We start from the raw sequence: 18,194 nt of genomic DNA on the forward strand, positions 1-18,194 counted from the left end.
CACCCGTTCCCATTCCGAACACGGAAGTTAAGCTCTTCAGCGCCGATGGTAGTTGGGACTTTGTCCCTGTGAGAGTAGGACGTCGCCAAGCAAAATAGAGAAAGAGTAGCTGTTGATCAGTTACTCTTTTTTTGTTGGTTTTTTCTAGTCCGTCACGATGAAAAAGTTTGAAGTAGACAATAAAGTGAGGATAAAAAGGAGCAAGAAGGTCGAGAAGAGAAGGAACTTCTGCTAAAGGCGCGCACGTCCTGTCCGCAACGCAGAAGTCAGCACATCCTGTGCAAGCAAGAACAGAGCGTACAACTGTACGTGAGGATCTGAACGAATGAAGCTGACGAAGAGATTCGTCGCTCAATTTTGTCCGAACCAGCTCGAGCGGCGATGGTATTTGGTACGCAAGTCCCTGTGAGAGGTAGGACGTCGCCAAACAATAAGAAAAAGAGTAACTGTATATCAGTTACTCTTTTTTCTTGTCCGAAATAGCTTTTTTGAAGAAGTTTTAACTGTACGTTTTTGGAGTAACCAGTTGGTTGCTCTAATATTAGTTGTATGAGGTAAAAAAAGCTTTTGTACATCTTCTTAAGAGCATTGTCAGTCATAAAAGAAGTCTATAAACGATAGGATGTGGTAATACAGTAAAGGGGGATTCATGGATGATTCAAGTAGCTTTCCATCCAGAGCTTCCCATTATTATGGGACGTTTAGTACTAGCCGTATTACTATGCGGATTAATAGGTTTTGAAAGAGAGATCAATCAGCACCCTGCAGGTTTTCGTACGCATTTACTAGTTGGAGTAGGTTCTTGTTTAATGATGGTTTTATCATTATATGGGTTTGATCCGTTTCTTGAAGAGGAGAATATACGATTTGATCCAGCGCGCATTCCAGCATACGTTATTAGTGGTATTGGATTTTTAGGAGCAGGTACGATTTTAGTAAAGGATTCAACAGTAAGAGGATTAACGACTGCGGCTTCCATTTGGGTCGTGGCAGGATTGGGTCTAATTATTGGAGCTGGGTTATATTCAGTTGCTGTTGTAACAACCATACTTATTTTGTTGATATTGATTGCATTAAATAAGTTTGAGAGTTCTGTTATCCAAAGAAGAAAAAAAGAAAAATTAGAAGTAACCGTAACAAATAAAGAATGCTTAAGGCAGGTATTAACTCTTGTTCAAGAATATAAAGGTCAGATACATAATATAAAAGCTAAAGATGACTTTAGCGAATTTATCATAAGCTTTAGTATTGATAAACGAAGTGAAATGAAACTTGTACAACAATTATTTTTCATAAATGGCGTAGAAAGTTTTACAAATTTATAAAGTGTCATCATGTTTTTTTCTTTTTTTGGCTAGTATAGAGAGAGGATATGAGTTGGCAGAGTTGAAATTTTATTATGAGCTATATATAATAATATTATAGTCAAAGATAGTCAAAGTCAGAGAGGTGGGGCGAGTGCGTAACATATCCGACATTATAGAGCATTATTTAAAGCAGGTATTGGATGTTAGTAAGGAAAAGGCTATTGAAATTAAACGTAGTGAGATTGCGGATAAATTTCAATGTGTTCCTTCTCAAATAAATTATGTGATTAATACTCGTTTTACTCTTGAAAGAGGATATATTGTTGAGAGTAAAAGAGGTGGAGGCGGCTATATCCGAATTGTAAAGGTTAAAGCACATGACCGAACTCATTTAATCGACCAAATCCTTCAATTAATTGCTCAACATTTATCTCAATCAAACGCTGAGGGCATCATTCTGCGATTAATAGAAGAGGATATCATTTCAGCACGTGAAGCAAAGATTATGTTAAGTGTGATGGATCGTTCTGTATTATATATGAACTTACCTGAGCGAGATGAGTTGCGTTCACGATTATTAAAATCAATGTTAAGTACATTAAGATATAAATAATTTAATATGTTCGAGTTTTGGAGAGGTGAGCATATGATTTGTCAGGATTGTGGGCAAAGACCCGCGAAGTTTCATTTTACTAAAATCATAAATGGAGAAAAATCAGAAATTAATTTATGTGATCAATGTGCAAAGGAGAAAGGTGAACTATCGATGTTTTCAGATGGTGGTTTCTCATTTAATCATTTGTTGGCAGGACTATTAAATTTCGACCAACCATTTAAGGAAAAAACACAAAGTGCATTCTCTCAAGAAGAAGTATTACATTGTGAACGTTGTAATATGACTTTTGAACAGTTTGCGAAAATTGGGAAGTTTGGTTGCTCTAATTGTTATAAATCATTTAATCAGCAACTAGAACCGATATTAAGACGATTGCATAGTGGAAATACAAGTCATACTGGTAAAATTCCGAAGCGGATAGGTGGTACAATTCACGTACAAAAAGAAATTAAACATTTACGTGAACAATTAAGAGAGCTTATATCGAAAGAGGAATTTGAACAGGCAGCAACGATACGTGATCAAATTAGAGAACTAGAAACCAAGCTTAATGTTCAGCAAGGGGAGGGACAGTAATCATGTCACTTCAAAAATTTATTAAGCAAGCAATTAGTCCTTGGATGGAAACGGAAGGTCCTGATTCAGACATTGTATTAAGCAGTCGTATAAGACTTGCACGTAATATAGATGCCTATCAATTTCCGAGCATCGCAACAAATGACGAGTCAAAAGAAATTGTAGAGAGATTTAATAAGACCTTTGTTGGTAAAAGCTATGACTCTGATTTGAAGTTCGAGATACTTAAAATGGATGAACTCCAACCTATCGAAAAAAGAGTTCTAGTTGAGAAACATCTTATTAGTCCTCAGTTAGCCGAAGACTCGGCATTTGGTGCATGTGTGCTATCTGAAAATGAAGAAGTAAGTATCATGATTAATGAAGAGGACCATATTCGGATTCAATGCTTATTTCCTGGTTTTCAACTTACTGAAGCGTTGAAAGTTGCGAGTGGGCTAGATGATTGGTTAGAAGAGCATATTGATTATGCATTTGATGAAAAAAGTGGTTACCTTACAAGCTGTCCAACTAATGTAGGTACAGGGATGAGAGCATCTGTCATGATGCATTTGCCGGCCTTAGTCATGACTGGCCAAATGAGTAGAATTGTTCCTGCTATTAATCAATTAGGACTTGTCGTAAGAGGGATCTATGGTGAGGGCAGTGAAGCATTAGGTAATATCTTCCAAATATCCAATCAAATTACACTAGGAAAAGCTGAAGAAGATATTGTAGAAGATTTGAATTCTGTTGTCAGCCAGCTCATTGTTCAAGAGAGATCGGCGAGAGAGACACTAATGAAGACATCAGGCATACATCTGGAAGATAGAGTTCACCGTTCTTTTGGAGTACTAGCCCATAGTAGAATCATTGAATCAAAAGAAGCAGCTCGCTGCTTATCGGATGTACGCCTGGGTATTGATTTAGGCTTCATAAAAAATATTTCACGTAATATACTTAATGAACTAATGATTTTAACACAGCCAGGTTTTCTGCAACAATCTGCAGGTGGTGCACTAAGGCCAAATGAGCGTGACATTCGAAGAGCTACATTAATAAGAGAAAGATTAATAATGGAAAATCGTGATAACGTGGATGACGAAGGAGGCAAAACGATATGATGTTTGGACGTTTTACAGAACGTGCTCAAAAGGTATTAGCCTTAGCTCAAGAGGAAGCTGTTCGTCTAGGACATAATAATATTGGGACAGAACATATTTTATTAGGGTTAGTTCGTGAAGGTGAAGGAATTGCAGCAAAAGCACTTCAAGCTTTAGGACTGAGCCCAGAGAAGATTCAAAAAGAAGTAGAAACATTAATTGGTCGAGGGCAAGATGCAACTCAAACCATTCACTATACACCTAGAGCAAAAAAAGTAATCGAGCTATCAATGGATGAAGCAAGAAAGCTTGGCCATTCATATGTAGGCACAGAACATATCTTGCTTGGGTTAATCCGTGAAGGAGAAGGTGTAGCTGCAAGAGTGCTAAATAATTTAGGTGTTAGCTTAAATAAGGCACGTCAACAAGTACTTCAGTTACTAGGAAGTAATGAATCTTCTTCAGGCTCTCACCAAGGTGGCTCTTCTGTACATGCGAATACACCTACTCTAGATAGTTTAGCAAGAGATTTAACATCAATCGCTAGGGAAGGTAGCTTAGATCCAGTTATCGGACGAAGTAAAGAAATACAGCGTGTAATAGAAGTACTTAGCCGTCGTACCAAAAACAATCCTGTGTTAATTGGTGAACCTGGTGTTGGTAAAACGGCAATAGCAGAAGGGTTAGCACAACAAATCGTAAACAATGAAGTACCTGAAATTTTACGTGATAAGCGCGTAATGACACTTGATATGGGGACAGTTGTCGCTGGTACTAAGTATCGCGGTGAGTTCGAAGACCGTTTGAAGAAAGTAATGGATGAAATTCGCCAAGCCGGAAACATCATTTTATTCATTGATGAGCTTCATACATTAATTGGTGCAGGTGGAGCAGAAGGGGCAATTGATGCTTCTAACATCTTAAAGCCATCGCTTGCAAGAGGCGAGCTTCAATGTATTGGTGCAACAACGTTAGATGAGTACCGTAAGTATATTGAAAAGGATGCGGCTCTTGAGCGAAGATTCCAACCAATCCAGGTGGATGAGCCGACATTAGAAGAGTCCATTCAAATTTTAAAAGGTCTTCGAGATCGTTATGAAGCTCATCACCGTGTATCCATTACGGATGAGGCAATTATAGAAGCGGTAAAGCTATCTGATCGTTATATTACAGACAGATTCCTGCCAGATAAAGCAATTGACTTAATTGATGAAGCTGCCTCTAAGGTACGCTTACGTTCCTATACAACGCCTCCTAACTTAAAAGAGCTGGAACTAAAGCTTGATGAAGTAAGAAAAGAGAAGGATGCGGCTGTCCAAAGTCAAGAATTCGAAAAGGCAGCATCTCTACGTGATTCAGAGCAAAAGCTACGCGAACAATTAGATGAGACGAAAAAGTCTTGGAAAGAAAAGCAAGGGCAAGAAAATTCAGAGGTTACAACAGAAGATATCGCTTTAGTTGTCGCAAGCTGGACTCGAATTCCAGTTTCAAAACTGGCAGAATCTGAAACTGAAAAATTATTAAAGTTAGAAGAAATTCTTCACTCCAGAGTAATTGGACAGGATGAAGCTGTAATTGCAGTATCAAAAGCCGTTCGCCGTGCTCGTGCTGGATTAAAAGATCCGAAGCGTCCAATAGGATCATTTATTTTCTTAGGGCCAACTGGTATTGGTAAAACTGAACTTGCTCGCACATTGGCAGAAGCGATGTTCGGTGATGAGGATGCAATGATTCGTATTGATATGTCTGAGTATATGGAGAAGCATTCTACTTCTCGATTAGTAGGATCACCTCCTGGTTATGTAGGGTATGAGGAAGGTGGCCAGTTAACAGAGAAGGTTAGAAGAAAACCATACTCAGTTGTACTTTTAGATGAAGTAGAGAAAGCACATCCAGATGTATTTAATATATTACTTCAAGTATTAGAAGATGGCAGACTGACAGATTCTAAAGGACGCGTCGTAGACTTTAGAAATACGATTGTCATTATGACCTCTAATGTAGGGGCAGACACACTTAAACGTAATAAGTACGTAGGCTTCAATATTCAAGATGAAAACCAAGATTATAAGGATATGAAGGGGAAAGTAATGGAAGAGCTAAAAAAGGCATTCCGCCCTGAGTTCTTAAATCGTATTGATGAAATGATTGTGTTCCACTCGTTAGAGAAGAAACACTTAAAGGAAATTGTAACGCTTATGGTTCAGCAATTACAAAAGCGTTTAACAGAGCAGCAAATTGATTTAATTGTAACAGATAGCGCAATTGATAAGCTTGCTGAAGAAGGAACAGATTTAGAATATGGTGCACGTCCATTACGTAGGTCTATCCAGAAAAACGTAGAAGACCGATTATCAGAAGAACTGCTAAAAGGTACGATTGAGAAAGGTCAACGTGTGGAACTAACAGTTGAGGATAATGAGTTTGTAGTACGAACTGTTGAGAAGACAACAGTGTAAAGGAAAAGGGAAAAGAGGGCATTTTGCCCTCTTTTTTCAAATGAAAGCTGACTTCAAACTGTAAAATCCTAAAAAGAAAGATTATGATATCATGAGTCTATGAATACAATGGTTAGGAGATTAAGATTTATATGGTAAAGAGAAAAACAAAGTTCACATGCCAGGCATGTGGATACGAATCACCGAAATGGATGGGGAAATGTCCTGGATGTGGGGCGTGGAATACCTTAACAGAGGAGCTTGAGCCTAGTAAGTCTTCTCGTAAGTTGACGTTTACTGCCTCTATGAATGAGGGGAATGCAAAGCCAGTAAAGCTTAAGGAAGTAGAAACGATTCAAGAACCAAGAATTAAAACAGATAATAATGAATTTAATCGAGTATTAGGTGGAGGAATTGTACGAGGTTCATTAGTACTGATCGGAGGAGACCCTGGAATAGGTAAATCAACATTACTTCTTCAAATATCCTCATATTTATCCTCCAAAGACCAAGGTGTTCTATATATATCTGGGGAAGAATCAGTTAAGCAAACGAAGCTGCGAGCAGACCGCCTCAGTGTTTCCTCTGATGCGTTATATGTATTAGCAGAAACAGATCTTGAGTTTATTACAAAAGCTATTGAAGAGATTTCTCCATCGTTTGTCGTCATTGATTCCATTCAAACTATATATCATCCGGAAGTGCAGTCTGCACCAGGAAGTGTGTCACAAGTGCGTGAATGTACAGCAGAGTTAATGAGACTTGCAAAGTCCAAGGGTATTGCGATTTTTATTGTTGGTCACGTAACGAAGGAAGGAAATATCGCAGGACCACGTCTATTAGAACACATGGTAGATAGCGTTTTATATTTTGAGGGAGAACGCCATCACTCATATAGAATACTTAGAGCAGTCAAGAACCGTTTTGGTTCAACTAATGAAATGGGTATTTTTGAAATGAAAGAGGAAGGTCTGGAGGAAGTTCATAATCCGTCTGAAATCTTTTTGGAAGAACGTTCTAAGGGTGCATCGGGTTCTACTGTTGTGGCATCCATGGAAGGAACTAGACCGGTACTTGTTGAAATTCAAGCGCTTGTTTCTCCAACAAGCTTTGGGAATCCAAGGCGTATGGCTACAGGATTAGATGTGAACCGTGTTTCTTTATTAATGGCGGTACTAGAGAAGCGGGTAGGGTTATTATTGCAAAATCAAGATGCCTATTTAAAGGTTGCTGGAGGCGTCAAATTAGATGAACCAGCTATAGACTTAGCTGTTGCTGTTAGTATTGCATCAAGCTTTCGAGATCAAGTATCTTCTGCTACAGATGTATTAATTGGAGAAGTAGGTTTAACAGGAGAGGTAAGAAGGGTATCGAGAATAGAGCAACGTGTGCAGGAAGCAGCAAAGCTTGGATTTAAGAGAGTCATTATCCCTAAGAAAAATATGGGGAACTGGAGTGTTCCAGCAGGTATTGAAGTAGTTGGTGTGGATCATGTTGGGGAGGCATTAAAAGTTACCTTAGGAGGCTAGAGGAATGGAATATAGGCCAAGCGCGGTGATAAAGGCAGAAATATTACAATTAATTGCACCTGGAACTCCAATTCGTGATGGAATTGAAAATGTTCTACGCTCTAAGACAGGGGGCTTAATTGTAATGGGACATAATGAGGAAGTCCGTTCGCTCGTGGACGGAGGCTTCACGATTAATTGCCCCTTTTCACCAGCAAACCTATATGAATTAGCAAAAATGGATGGAGCTATCATCTTAAATGAGACGGGTAGCAAAATCCTCTTTGCGAATGCTCAGCTTGTGCCAGACTCAAGTATTATTTCCTCGGAAACAGGGATGAGGCATCGGACTGCAGAAAGAGTGGCTAAACAAACAGGGTGCCTTGTGATTGCTATTTCCGAGCGCAGAAATGTTATCACATTGTATAAAGGTGATTTACGTTATGCACTAAAAGATATTGGGGTAATTTTAACAAAAGCAAATCAAGCGATTCAAACATTAGAGAAATATAAAATGGTTCTTAAACAGGGCATAACGAATTTAGGAGCACTTGAATTCGAGGAACTTGTAACTCTTTCAGAAGTGCTACAAGTTTTACATCGAATTGAGATGGTCCTACGTATTAAAAATGAGATTCTAAGTTATATTAATGAACTAGGGACAGAAGGAAGATTAATTCGATTACAATTAACTGAATTGCTTTCAAACATAGAAGAAGAAGCAATTTTACTCATAAGAGATTACTCTTGCCAACCACATTCAGATTACATAGCGGTGTTGAAGAGACTACAGGAATTAGCCAATACAGATCTTTTGGATGACTCAGTAATTTTACGTTTATTGGGGTATACTACATCTGTAAATGTTGAAGAGCTAGTTGCACCAAGAGGTTATCGAATGCTATATAAAATTCCACGGCTACCGATGCCGATTATTGATAATTTGATTGGTACATTTAAAAATTTCCATTCCATCGTCAAAGCTACAATAGAAGAATTAGATCGTGTCGAAGGGATCGGAGAAGTACGTGCTCGGAAAATTAGACGAGGTCTAGAAAGACTGCAAGAGCAACATTTAATTGATCGTCAAATGTAAAGGTTAATTGATACCTCATATTCTTTGACATGAACTACTAATGTTTGATATATTAATTGGTAAAAATTGACTAAAACTGTTTTTTCGTACAAATTATTTACAAATTCATGTCAAAACAAAAACATTTATTTAAAACCCTTGTAATATTAGGTTTCAAAGCTCTCAAAGTGTTTATAATGAAATAGTAGGAGGTGAATCTATGATTAAACGAATTGTGCAATTAAGTTTCTTGTTAGTTGGTGGTACGCTTGGTATCTTTTTTATTCCGTCCTTATTTTCTTTATTAGAAATTAATAACTTACCTTTTCTAGATTCGCCCTATGTTAGGGCAGGTTTAGGGGCAATTGTATTCTTCCTTATCACATTTTGGTTAGTGGATTTTGTCGTAGATTTTGTAAAATGGACTGAAGAAGTACTTGTAAAAGCTTCTGTTGCAGAAGTATTATTTGGTGGCCTGGGACTAATCTTTGGATTAATTATTGCATTTTTAATTGCGATTCCAATTAAGACGATTGATTTTCCATTAGTCAATACGGTCATTCCTATATTATTAACACTTTTACTTGGATATTTAGGTTTTCAAGTTGGGTTTAAAAAGCGCGATGAACTCATTAATGTATTTACTGTTTCAGGCAAATCGAAAAAGAAAGACGCTGAGGAAGATGAGCTGGAGAAAGGTACATTAAAGATACTAGATACTAGTGTTATTATTGATGGAAGAGTTGCCGATATTTGTCAAACTGGTTTCCTTGAAGGAACAATTGTCATTCCACAATTTGTTCTTGAAGAATTACAGCATATTGCAGACTCTTCAGATGTGCTAAAGCGTAATCGTGGGCGCAGAGGGTTAGATATTTTAAATCGTATTCAAAAAGAGCTTTCTATTAAGGTTGAAATTTATGAAGGTGATTTTGAAGAAATTCAAGAAGTAGATAGCAAATTAGTAAAGCTTGCGAAATTAACATCAGGTATTGTTGTGACAAATGACTTTAATTTAAATAAAGTTTGTGAACTGCAAAATGTTGGGGTTCTTAATATTAATGATCTAGCGAATGCCGTAAAACCAGTAGTATTACCCGGTGAAGAATTAAACGTTCAAGTGATTAAGGATGGGAAAGAATACAATCAAGGTGTTGCTTATCTAGACGACGGTACGATGATTGTTGTAGAAGATGGTCGAGATTATATCGGCAAACGAATTGATGTACTCGTAACAAGTGTGCTTCAGACGTCTGCAGGGAGAATGATCTTTGCGAAGCCGAAGTTATTAGAAAAAGCACTGTAAGTTGGAGGCACAATGGAGTATACGGTTATCATACCTGCAGCAGGTTCAGGAAAACGAATGAACGCCGGTAAAAACAAGCAATTTATCATGTTAGGAGATAAACCTGTTATTATTCATACACTAAGTGTATTTGAACAGGATCCACATTGTAACGAGATTATATTAGTAATAAATGAGATGGAGCGAGAATATTTCAAAGAATTACTGTGCTCTTTTAAGATTCAAAAGGTAAAACAGCTTATACCTGGTGGAGCTGAGAGGCAAGATAGTGTTTATAATGGTCTTATGAAGGTTGAAGGTGCGAATAGTCTTGTATTAGTCCACGATGGGGCGAGACCATTTATTACAATTGAGAAGATACAAGAACTTGTAAAAAAGGCATCTGAAACAAGTGCAGCTATTTTGGCTGTACCAGTAAAGGATACGATTAAAAAAGTGAACAATGGTCTTGTTGAAGAAACAGTAGAGCGTTCAAGCTTGTGGGCAGTTCAGACCCCACAAGCTTTTCATGTTCAACTATTAAGACAAGCCTATGAGCATGCTTTTCAAACAAACTTTTTAGGAACGGACGAAGCGAGTTTAGTGGAAAGGTTACATAAACCAATTGCGGTCGTGTCAGGTGATTACGAAAATATTAAGCTTACTACACCAGAAGATATCGTTTATGGAGAATCAATTTTAAATAATCAACAAAAATAAGGGGGATTATACATGTTCCGTATTGGACAAGGTTTTGATGTGCATCAACTTGGCGAAGGAGTGCCTTTAATTATTGGAGGTATTACAATCCCGTATGAAAAAGGTTTAATTGGCCATTCAGATGCTGATGTATTATTACATACAATTGCGGATGCTTGTTTAGGGGCGATTGGAGAAGGGGATATCGGTAAGCATTTTCCAGATACAGATCCTGCCTTTAAAGGAGCTGACTCTGCCAAGCTACTATCTCACGTTTGGGATTTAGTTGAGGGGCGAGGCTATGAGCTAACAAATGTTGATTGTACGATTATCGCTCAAAAGCCTAAAATGGCACCTTACATAGAAGATATGAAAAAGAGAATCGCTGATTTGCTACATGCTACTCCTGGACAAGTTAATGTAAAAGCAACAACAACAGAAAAGCTAGGCTTCACTGGTAGAGGTGAAGGCATTGCTTCTCAAGCAGTCATCTTAATACAGAAAAAGAATGCGGAATGTACTTCGTGATAGTAACGCATAAAAAAGCTAGGTCATATATGGTGTTAACAAGTCAAAAAAGATAGGCAACCTTATGCATGTGGTGTTAAAATAAGCATGATTATAAGAGAGAAAAGCTTATAGGATAAAAAGTTTAATAGGATGGTGTTTGTTGTATGTTAAATGAAGTACGTGTTCGCTATGCGCCAAGTCCAACTGGCCATTTACATATTGGTAATGCTAGAACTGCAATTTTCAATTACTTATTTGCTCGCAACCAAAATGGTAAATTTATTATTCGAATTGAAGATACAGACCAAAAGCGCAACATTGAGGGCGGAGAAGAAAGTCAGTTACATTACTTAAAATGGTTAGGTGTGGACTGGGACGAAAGCACAGATGTTGGTGGAGAATATGGTCCATATAGACAGTCAGAGCGTAATGACCTATACAAAAAGTATTACGAAGAGCTCCTTGAGAAAGGTCTTGCTTATAAGTGTTATTGCACGGAAGAAGAGATAGAAAGAGAAAGAGAAGAACAAATTGCACGTAATGAGATGCCTCGTTATTCAGGGAAACACCGTAACTTAACACAAGAAGAAAGAGAATCCTATGAAAAGGAAGGAAGACGACCTTCTATTCGTTTCCGTGTTCCTGAGGGAAAAGTATATCGCTTTAATGATATGGTTAAAGGTGACATTAGCTTTGAATCAGACGGTATGGGTGACTACGTTATTATAAAAAAAGATGGAACACCGACCTATAACTTTGCGGTAGCTGTAGATGATCACTTAATGAAAATCACGCATGTATTACGAGGAGAAGATCACATCTCGAATACACCAAAGCAAATAATGATTTACGAAGCTTTCGATTGGAATATTCCGACATTTGGACACATGACTTTGATTGTGAATGAGCAACGTAAAAAGCTAAGTAAGCGTGATGAAAGTATTATTCAATTCATTGAGCAGTATGAAGAGCTGGGTTACTTACCTGAAACATTATTTAACTTTATTGGATTACTGGGCTGGTCACCGGTGGGAGAAGAAGAGATTTTCAATAAAGAGCAGTTTATTGAAATGTTCGACCCTGCTCGTTTATCAAAATCACCAGCTGTATTCGATACACAAAAATTAGCATGGATGAACAATCAATATATAAAAAAACTTGAGGTTGATAAAGTAGTCGAACTTGCATTACCTCACTTAGTGAAAGCGGGTAAAGTAAGTGAAAATCCTTCTGAAGAAGAGCTGCAATGGGCAAGTGATCTTGTTGCACTATACCAAGAACAAATGAGCTACGGTGCAGAGATTGTAGAACTATCAGAACTTTTCTTCAAAGGAGAAGTAGAGTATGATGAAGAAGCAAAGGCTGTTCTAGCAGAAGAGCAAGTACCAGAAGTGATGAAAGCATTCTTTAATGAAATAAAGGTATTGGAAGTATTCGGAGCAGAAGAAATAAAACTTGCAATTAAAGCGACGCAGAAGGCAACTGGTCAAAAGGGGAAAAAGCTTTTCATGCCAATACGTGTTGCGATTACTGGTCAAACACACGGTCCCGATTTACCAAAAGCCATTGCATTATTAGGAAAAGAAAAGGTTACGAAGCAATTAGAAAGTCTAATTAATTAACAATTTGATATTTATGTAATATAGTAAGATATACAAAGACGTAAAGTGTTGAAGAGGAAAGTAAGTACATGTCTGTTCTTTATCAGAGAGAACCATCACCGGCTGAAAGTGGTTCAAGAACGATGCTACTGAATTGCACCTCGGAGCCTTCTATTGAAACGATTTAGTAGGTAGAAGCGGTTACTCACCGTTACAGGAGTCAAAGTTGAGGCATGAAAAGACTATATGCCTAAACAGAGTGGAACCGCGCGATATAAGCGTCTCTGTGTGTTATGCACAGAGGCGTTTTTTATATGGCTAAATAAGAAAAATTATTGCTTTCTTAACGCATAAAAAAGACTAAGCCACCACTTGCGTCCAAGGACTTGGTGTTATCCAAGTCTTTCTAATAAAACGCTTAAATAAGGGAGTGAGTCAGCTTGTTTAAATGGGTTCGAATACTGAAAGAAGATATAAACATCGTTTTTGAACAAGACCCTGCAGCTAGAAATGCCTTCGAAGTAGCTTTAACGTATTCGGGTTTACATGCTATATGGTCACATCGAATTGCGCATGCTTTTTATAAACGAAGAATGTACTTTATTGCAAGAAGCATTTCGCAAATTAGTCGCTTTTTTACTGGAATTGAGATTCATCCAGGAGCGAAAATCGGACGGAAGCTTTTTATAGACCATGGAATGGGAATTGTAATTGGTGAGACGTGCGAAATCGGAGATAATGTAACGATTTTCCAAGGTGTTACATTAGGTGGAACAGGGAAAGAAAAAGGAAAACGTCATCCTACGATTAAAGACCATGCGTTAATCGCATCCGGGGCAAAGGTATTAGGTTCCATTACAATTGGAGAGAACTCTAAAGTAGGAGCAGGTTCTGTCGTACTTAACGATGTACCAGATAACTCAACCGTTGTTGGAATACCGGGGAAGATCGTTATTCAAAATGGTGTGAAAATCAAGAAGGATTTAGATCATTCGAATTTACCAGATCCAGTTTCTGATCGAATGAAAGAACTAGAGCTTGAGATAAGAGAATTAAGAAATGAATTACATCAGTTAAAGGAAAGGAAGATGTAAAAATGGCAATTCAACTTTATAACACGTTAACACGAAGTAAAGAACCTTTTAAGCCATTAGAAGAAGGTAAAGTAAAAATGTATGTATGTGGACCTACTGTTTACAATTACATTCATATTGGAAATGCTAGACCTGCCATTGTGTTTGATACGGTAAGAAGATATTTAGAATATCGCGGATATGATGTTCAATTTATCTCAAACTTCACAGATGTGGATGATAAGTTAATCCGTGCTGCTAATGAATTAGGAGAAGATGTACCCACTATCGCAGATCGTTTTATTAAGGCATATTATGAAGACGTTTCTGCATTAGGATGCAAACAGGCAGATCATCACCCTCGGGTAACAGAAAGTATGGATATAATAGTAGAGTTTATCGAAAAGCTCATTGAGAAAGGTTATGCGTATGAAGCGGGAGGAGATGTGTACTATAAGACTCGCTCCTTTAAAGGCTATGGGAAACTTTCACATCAATCTATCGATGACCTGCGTTCGGGTGCGAGAATAGAGGTTGGGGAAAAGAAACAGGACCCATTGGACTTCGTGCTTTGGAAAGCAGCAAAGGAAGGGGAAATCTTCTGGGAGAGCCCTTGGGGTAAAGGAAGACCAGGCTGGCACATTGAATGCTCTGCAATGGCAAAGAAATATTTAGGCGATACGATTGATATACATGCAGGAGGACAGGATTTAACCTTTCCACATCATGAAAATGAAATTGCCCAATCTGAGGCTTTAAATGAAAAAACGTTTGCAACGTATTGGATGCATAATGGGTATATTAATATTGATAATGAAAAAATGTCAAAATCACTAGGTAACTTTATTCTTGTACATGACATTATTGAAAAAATTAACCCACAAGTATTACGATTCTTTATGTTATCTGTTCAATACCGCCATCCGATTAACTTTAGCCAGGAGTTAGTTGATAGTGCACAAAACGGCTATGAGCGGCTAGTAACTGCATATGAAAATTTAAAGCATAGAAGTCAATCTAGTACAAACTTAACTCAGGATACAGAAGTTTGGGGGAAAAGGCTGCAAGAAATTCGAGAATCCTTTATAAAGGAAATGGATGATGATTTTAATACAGCGAACGCAGTCACTGTCTTATTTGAACTTGCGAAACAAGCAAATATATATTTAATGGAAAGCAATACTTCAGAGGAAGTTATCGCCTTATTTACTTCTTTATTTGAAGAATTAATGGATGTACTTGGTATGACGCTAGAGCGACAAATTGAATTTCTAGACGAAGAAATCGAAAGCCTTATGCAAAAGCGTATCGAAGCACGTAAAAACAGAGACTTTGCTCTGGCTGATCAAATCCGTGATCAATTGAAAGATATGAACATCATTATTGAAGATACACCTCAAGGTCCAAGATGGAAAAGAGGTTAATGTATGGTTTCATATAAGGAGATAAACCCTGAGTTATTAAATAGCTTAGCGTTAGCATATATGGGTGATGCCATTTATGAAGCAAAAGTGCGGCATCACCTCTTATTAAAGGGTAGCGTAAGACCAAATCAGTTGCACCGAGAGTCTACAAAGTTTGTATCGGCTAAAGCGCAATCTTACATTGTTCATGAACTAATGAATCAGAACGAATTAGATGAAAGAGAAGAAGTGGTTGTGAAACGCGGAAGAAATGCAAAATCAGGCTCTACCCCAAAAAATACTGACGTACAAACGTACAGATACAGTACTGCGTTTGAAGCATTATTAGGCTACCACTATTTATCCGAGAATGATGAACGACTGGAATATCTAATGAAAAAGTCCATTCAATTAATTGAAGAGAGAGGAGGAAATTAAATGTCAGAAGAAATGGTAATGGGTAAAAATGCTGTTATAGAAGCATTAAAATCAGGACGTGACATTAATAAAATATGGGTTGCAGAAGGTGCACAAAAAGGACAAACTCAACAAGTTTTGACACTCGCTAAGGAGTCGGGAGTAATTGTCCAGTTTGCGCCAAGAAAAAAGTTAGACCAATTAGCAGAAGGGAACCACCAGGGGATAGTTGCACAAGTGGCAGCATATAAATACTCAGAGTTGGATGACTTGTTTACGCTAGCTAATAAAAGAGGTCAAGACCCTTTTTTCCTTTTATTAGATGAAATTGAAGATCCGCATAATCTTGGGTCAATCCTCCGTACTGCGGATGCAGCAGGAGCACACGGAGTAATTATCCCTAAACGTAGAGCAGTTGGATTAACGGCTACAGTTGCAAAAGCTTCCACTGGAGCAATTGAGTATATACCTGTCGTCCGTGTAACAAATATGGCTCGTACGATTGAGGAGTTAAAGGAAAGAGGCGTATGGATTGTCGGTACAGATGCATCTGGAAAACTAGACTACAGACAAATGGATGCAACGCTGCCTTTAGGAATTGTCATTGGCTCCGAAGGAAAAGGAATGAGTCGACTTGTTAAAGAGAAATGCGACTTTTTAGTTCAGTTACCAATGGTTGGAAAGGTGACATCACTTAATGCATCAGTAGCGGGAAGCTTACTTATGTATGAGGTCCTTCGTAAAAGACAACCTCTTGGAGAATGAGGTATATGGATGTACTTCTTGTAGACGGATACAATATTATTGGAGCTTGGCCAGATTTACGAGAATTAAAAATAAAAGACCTTTCTGCAGCAAGAGATGCATTAATTCAGAAGATGGCAGAGTATCAGGCATATTCTGGGTATCGTGTCATCATTGTATTTGATGCACACCTTGTGAAGGGGATTGAGAAAAAGAATAAAAATCATAAAGTCGAGATTGTCTTTACACGAGAAAGTGAAACAGCAGACGAACGAATTGAAAAACTCGCAAAAGAGTTGAAAAATGTGAAGACACAAATTCACGTAGCGACATCTGATTTTACAGAGCAATGGGTGATTTTTGGACAAGGAGCACTACGTAAATCAGCACGTGAGCTATATAATGAAATGAGTGCAGTCGAAAAAAGAATCCAATCAAAAGTAAAAACAGAACATGAAAAAAAACCTTCATCACGCATCCAATTATCAGAAGAACTTGCAGAAATTTTTGAAAAATGGCGCAGAGGAGACCGATGACCGGTTGACGCTCTATTAAATACTACTGTATAATATTTCTATCTACTGCTTGAGTCCGGAGGGATAGGAGTGAATTCATACCTCAAGGAAAATGACAACATGAAGTTTGATGTTTTAGAAGATGAAGTAGTTGTTGATTATGTACACCAAGGTGACTCAGAAGCCCTTGAGTACTTAATAAACAAGTATCGAAACTTTGTGCGTTCAAAAGCACGGTCGTATTTCCTTATTGGTGCAGATCGCGAAGACATCATTCAAGAAGGAATGATAGGATTATATAAGGCGATTCGAGATTTTAAAGAGGACAAACTATCTTCTTTTAAGGCGTTTGCAGAGCTTTGTATAACAAGACAAATTATTACAGCTATTAAAACCGCAACAAGACAGAAGCATATCCCTTTAAATTCTTACGTTTCTTTAGACAAGCCTATATATGACGAAGAGTCGGACCGTACACTTATGGATGTAATTTCTGGAGCTAGAGTTACAGACCCTGAGGAACTGATTATCAATCAAGAAGAATTTGATGATATTGAAGTGAAAATGGCGGAGCTCTTAAGTGATCTAGAGAGGAAAGTTCTGGCACTTTATTTGGATGGACAATCCTATCAAGAAATATCTGAAGAATTAAATAGGCATGTGAAATCAATTGACAATGCACTCCAACGCGTCAAACGAAAACTAGAGCGATATTTAGAATTACGGGAGATCTCCCTGTAAATAAAAGGCTTGTTGACATATATTTTCTTACTGTGATACATTTTTATAGACTTAGAGAAAGAAATAGTCTAAGTAAGAGGTGCATTCAACATGCGTAAAAAAGTAGTACTAGCTTGTGAAGTTTGTTTTAGTCGCAATTACAGTACAATGAAAAAAGATAACCAAAATGAGAGACTAGAAGTTAATAAATTTTGTAAAGTGTGCAATTCGCATACAGTGCATAAGGAGACAAAATAACGAACTCTTTTTTACATAGAGTTTCGCTTTTAAGTTGGGGGTATGAAGATGCAACGTTTGACGAAGTTTTTTCGTAATGTAGTTCGTGAAATGAAGAAGGTTAGCTGGCCGAAGAGAAGAGAACTAACTCGTTATACAATTACTGTAGTATCTACAGTTACATTCGTAGCAATTTTCTTCGCTATCGTAGATTTAGGAATTTCTGAATTAATTCGTTTAATACTTGAATAATCCTTATACATTCATGGTATAATGGTGGATATTAAAGGAAGTTGTTAAAAAAACCCGTTCAGCGGGTTTTTTAATTTGTCTTTTTAATGACGAACAAGAAATTCAAATATGTAGACTTTATATTTCGGGAGGGAAG

Annotated in this window: 19 protein-coding genes, 1 rRNA gene and 1 other annotated feature; all 20 genes read left to right on the forward strand. The window is 37.6% G+C overall.

Annotation, left to right across the window (positions count from 1 at the left end; all coding sequences use genetic code 11):
- Positions 1–91, forward strand: a 5S ribosomal RNA gene (gene rrf, locus JR050_RS00160); the annotation flags it as partial.
- A gap of 562 nt (positions 92–653) precedes the next feature.
- Positions 654–1,325 carry an MgtC/SapB family protein gene (locus JR050_RS00165; protein WP_204201516.1) on the forward strand — a complete coding sequence of 224 codons (672 nt, stop codon included), beginning with the start codon at positions 654–656 and terminating at the stop codon, positions 1,323–1,325.
- Positions 1,326–1,458: 133 nt separating this feature from the next.
- Entirely contained in the window at positions 1,459–1,920 is a 462-nt protein-coding gene (locus JR050_RS00170; RefSeq protein WP_204201517.1) for a CtsR family transcriptional regulator, read from the forward strand.
- 33 nt (positions 1,921–1,953) lie between these two features.
- Positions 1,954–2,499: a protein-arginine kinase activator protein McsA gene (gene mcsA, locus JR050_RS00175; protein ID WP_204201518.1), complete on the forward strand. Its 546-nt coding sequence runs from the start codon at positions 1,954–1,956 to the stop codon at positions 2,497–2,499.
- 2 nt (positions 2,500–2,501) lie between these two features.
- On the forward strand, positions 2,502–3,602 hold the full coding sequence (gene mcsB, locus JR050_RS00180) for a protein-arginine kinase McsB (protein ID WP_204201519.1): 1,101 nt from the start codon (positions 2,502–2,504) through the stop codon (positions 3,600–3,602).
- The gene (gene clpC, locus JR050_RS00185) at positions 3,599–6,040 is read left to right on the forward strand and encodes an ATP-dependent protease ATP-binding subunit ClpC (protein WP_204201520.1); all 2,442 of its coding nucleotides are present in this window, start codon (positions 3,599–3,601) and stop codon (positions 6,038–6,040) included. The genes mcsB and clpC overlap by 4 nt, the downstream gene beginning before the upstream one ends.
- Before the next feature lie 131 nt (positions 6,041–6,171).
- Positions 6,172–7,548, forward strand: coding sequence for a DNA repair protein RadA (gene radA, locus JR050_RS00190; RefSeq protein ID WP_204201521.1), 1,377 nt, complete (start codon positions 6,172–6,174; stop codon positions 7,546–7,548).
- Between the two features lie 4 nt (positions 7,549–7,552).
- The gene (gene disA / locus JR050_RS00195; RefSeq protein WP_204201522.1) at positions 7,553–8,623 is read left to right on the forward strand and encodes a DNA integrity scanning diadenylate cyclase DisA; all 1,071 of its coding nucleotides are present in this window, start codon (positions 7,553–7,555) and stop codon (positions 8,621–8,623) included.
- A gap of 199 nt (positions 8,624–8,822) precedes the next feature.
- The gene (locus tag JR050_RS00200; protein WP_204201523.1) at positions 8,823–9,908 is read left to right on the forward strand and encodes a PIN/TRAM domain-containing protein; all 1,086 of its coding nucleotides are present in this window, start codon (positions 8,823–8,825) and stop codon (positions 9,906–9,908) included.
- Positions 9,909–9,920: 12 nt separating this feature from the next.
- On the forward strand, positions 9,921–10,607 hold the full coding sequence (gene ispD / locus JR050_RS00205; protein ID WP_204201524.1) for a 2-C-methyl-D-erythritol 4-phosphate cytidylyltransferase: 687 nt from the start codon (positions 9,921–9,923) through the stop codon (positions 10,605–10,607).
- A 12-nt stretch (positions 10,608–10,619) separates the two neighbouring features.
- Positions 10,620–11,114, forward strand: coding sequence for a 2-C-methyl-D-erythritol 2,4-cyclodiphosphate synthase (gene ispF, locus JR050_RS00210; protein WP_204201525.1), 495 nt, complete (start codon positions 10,620–10,622; stop codon positions 11,112–11,114).
- A 146-nt stretch (positions 11,115–11,260) separates the two neighbouring features.
- The gene (gene gltX, locus JR050_RS00215; protein ID WP_204201526.1) at positions 11,261–12,718 is read left to right on the forward strand and encodes a glutamate--tRNA ligase; all 1,458 of its coding nucleotides are present in this window, start codon (positions 11,261–11,263) and stop codon (positions 12,716–12,718) included.
- 39 nt (positions 12,719–12,757) lie between these two features.
- Positions 12,758–12,986: a binding site (T-box leader), on the forward strand.
- A gap of 151 nt (positions 12,987–13,137) precedes the next feature.
- Entirely contained in the window at positions 13,138–13,791 is a 654-nt protein-coding gene (gene epsC, locus JR050_RS00220; protein WP_204201527.1) for a serine O-acetyltransferase EpsC, read from the forward strand.
- Between the two features lie 2 nt (positions 13,792–13,793).
- Positions 13,794–15,194, forward strand: coding sequence for a cysteine--tRNA ligase (gene cysS, locus JR050_RS00225; protein ID WP_204201528.1), 1,401 nt, complete (start codon positions 13,794–13,796; stop codon positions 15,192–15,194).
- A 3-nt stretch (positions 15,195–15,197) separates the two neighbouring features.
- Entirely contained in the window at positions 15,198–15,611 is a 414-nt protein-coding gene (locus JR050_RS00230; protein ID WP_204201529.1) for a Mini-ribonuclease 3, read from the forward strand.
- Positions 15,612–16,355, forward strand: coding sequence for a 23S rRNA (guanosine(2251)-2'-O)-methyltransferase RlmB (gene rlmB / locus JR050_RS00235; protein ID WP_204201530.1), 744 nt, complete (start codon positions 15,612–15,614; stop codon positions 16,353–16,355).
- A 5-nt stretch (positions 16,356–16,360) separates the two neighbouring features.
- Positions 16,361–16,870, forward strand: coding sequence for an NYN domain-containing protein (locus JR050_RS00240; protein ID WP_204201531.1), 510 nt, complete (start codon positions 16,361–16,363; stop codon positions 16,868–16,870).
- A 99-nt stretch (positions 16,871–16,969) separates the two neighbouring features.
- A complete protein-coding gene (gene sigH / locus JR050_RS00245) occupies positions 16,970–17,590 on the forward strand; it encodes an RNA polymerase sporulation sigma factor SigH (RefSeq protein ID WP_204201575.1) in 621 nt (206 codons plus the stop codon).
- 90 nt (positions 17,591–17,680) lie between these two features.
- A complete protein-coding gene (gene rpmG, locus JR050_RS00250; RefSeq protein ID WP_204201532.1) occupies positions 17,681–17,827 on the forward strand; it encodes a 50S ribosomal protein L33 in 147 nt (48 codons plus the stop codon).
- Positions 17,828–17,875: 48 nt separating this feature from the next.
- A complete protein-coding gene (gene secE, locus JR050_RS00255) occupies positions 17,876–18,058 on the forward strand; it encodes a preprotein translocase subunit SecE (protein WP_204201533.1) in 183 nt (60 codons plus the stop codon).
- Positions 18,059–18,194 lie beyond the last annotated feature (136 nt).

It is taken from the genome of Bacillus suaedaesalsae (genome assembly GCF_016890225.1).
Classification (GTDB): Bacteria; Bacillota; Bacilli; order Bacillales; family SA4; genus Bacillus_BS; species Bacillus_BS suaedaesalsae.

What these genes read in the sequence shown, in the direction of transcription:
- cysS (WP_204201528.1), top strand. Translation starts at nt 13,794, where the DNA reads ATGGCAATTCAACTTTATAACACGTTAACACGAAGTAAAGAACCTTTT.
- ispD (WP_204201524.1), top strand. Translation starts at nt 9,921, where the DNA reads ATGGAGTATACGGTTATCATACCTGCAGCAGGTTCAGGAAAACGAATG.
- JR050_RS00240 (WP_204201531.1), top strand. Translation starts at nt 16,361, where the DNA reads ATGGATGTACTTCTTGTAGACGGATACAATATTATTGGAGCTTGGCCA.
- ispF (WP_204201525.1), top strand. Translation starts at nt 10,620, where the DNA reads ATGTTCCGTATTGGACAAGGTTTTGATGTGCATCAACTTGGCGAAGGA.
- JR050_RS00230 (WP_204201529.1), top strand. Translation starts at nt 15,198, where the DNA reads ATGGTTTCATATAAGGAGATAAACCCTGAGTTATTAAATAGCTTAGCG.
- mcsA (WP_204201518.1), top strand. Translation starts at nt 1,954, where the DNA reads ATGATTTGTCAGGATTGTGGGCAAAGACCCGCGAAGTTTCATTTTACT.
- radA (WP_204201521.1), top strand. Translation starts at nt 6,172, where the DNA reads ATGGTAAAGAGAAAAACAAAGTTCACATGCCAGGCATGTGGATACGAA.
- mcsB (WP_204201519.1), top strand. Translation starts at nt 2,502, where the DNA reads ATGTCACTTCAAAAATTTATTAAGCAAGCAATTAGTCCTTGGATGGAA.
- rlmB (WP_204201530.1), top strand. Translation starts at nt 15,612, where the DNA reads ATGTCAGAAGAAATGGTAATGGGTAAAAATGCTGTTATAGAAGCATTA.
- JR050_RS00200 (WP_204201523.1), top strand. Translation starts at nt 8,823, where the DNA reads ATGATTAAACGAATTGTGCAATTAAGTTTCTTGTTAGTTGGTGGTACG.
- clpC (WP_204201520.1), top strand. Translation starts at nt 3,599, where the DNA reads ATGATGTTTGGACGTTTTACAGAACGTGCTCAAAAGGTATTAGCCTTA.
- secE (WP_204201533.1), top strand. Translation starts at nt 17,876, where the DNA reads ATGCAACGTTTGACGAAGTTTTTTCGTAATGTAGTTCGTGAAATGAAG.
- sigH (WP_204201575.1), top strand. Translation starts at nt 16,970, where the DNA reads ATGAAGTTTGATGTTTTAGAAGATGAAGTAGTTGTTGATTATGTACAC.
- JR050_RS00165 (WP_204201516.1), top strand. Translation starts at nt 654, where the DNA reads ATGATTCAAGTAGCTTTCCATCCAGAGCTTCCCATTATTATGGGACGT.
- disA (WP_204201522.1), top strand. Translation starts at nt 7,553, where the DNA reads ATGGAATATAGGCCAAGCGCGGTGATAAAGGCAGAAATATTACAATTA.
- gltX (WP_204201526.1), top strand. Translation starts at nt 11,261, where the DNA reads ATGTTAAATGAAGTACGTGTTCGCTATGCGCCAAGTCCAACTGGCCAT.
- rpmG (WP_204201532.1), top strand. Translation starts at nt 17,681, where the DNA reads ATGCGTAAAAAAGTAGTACTAGCTTGTGAAGTTTGTTTTAGTCGCAAT.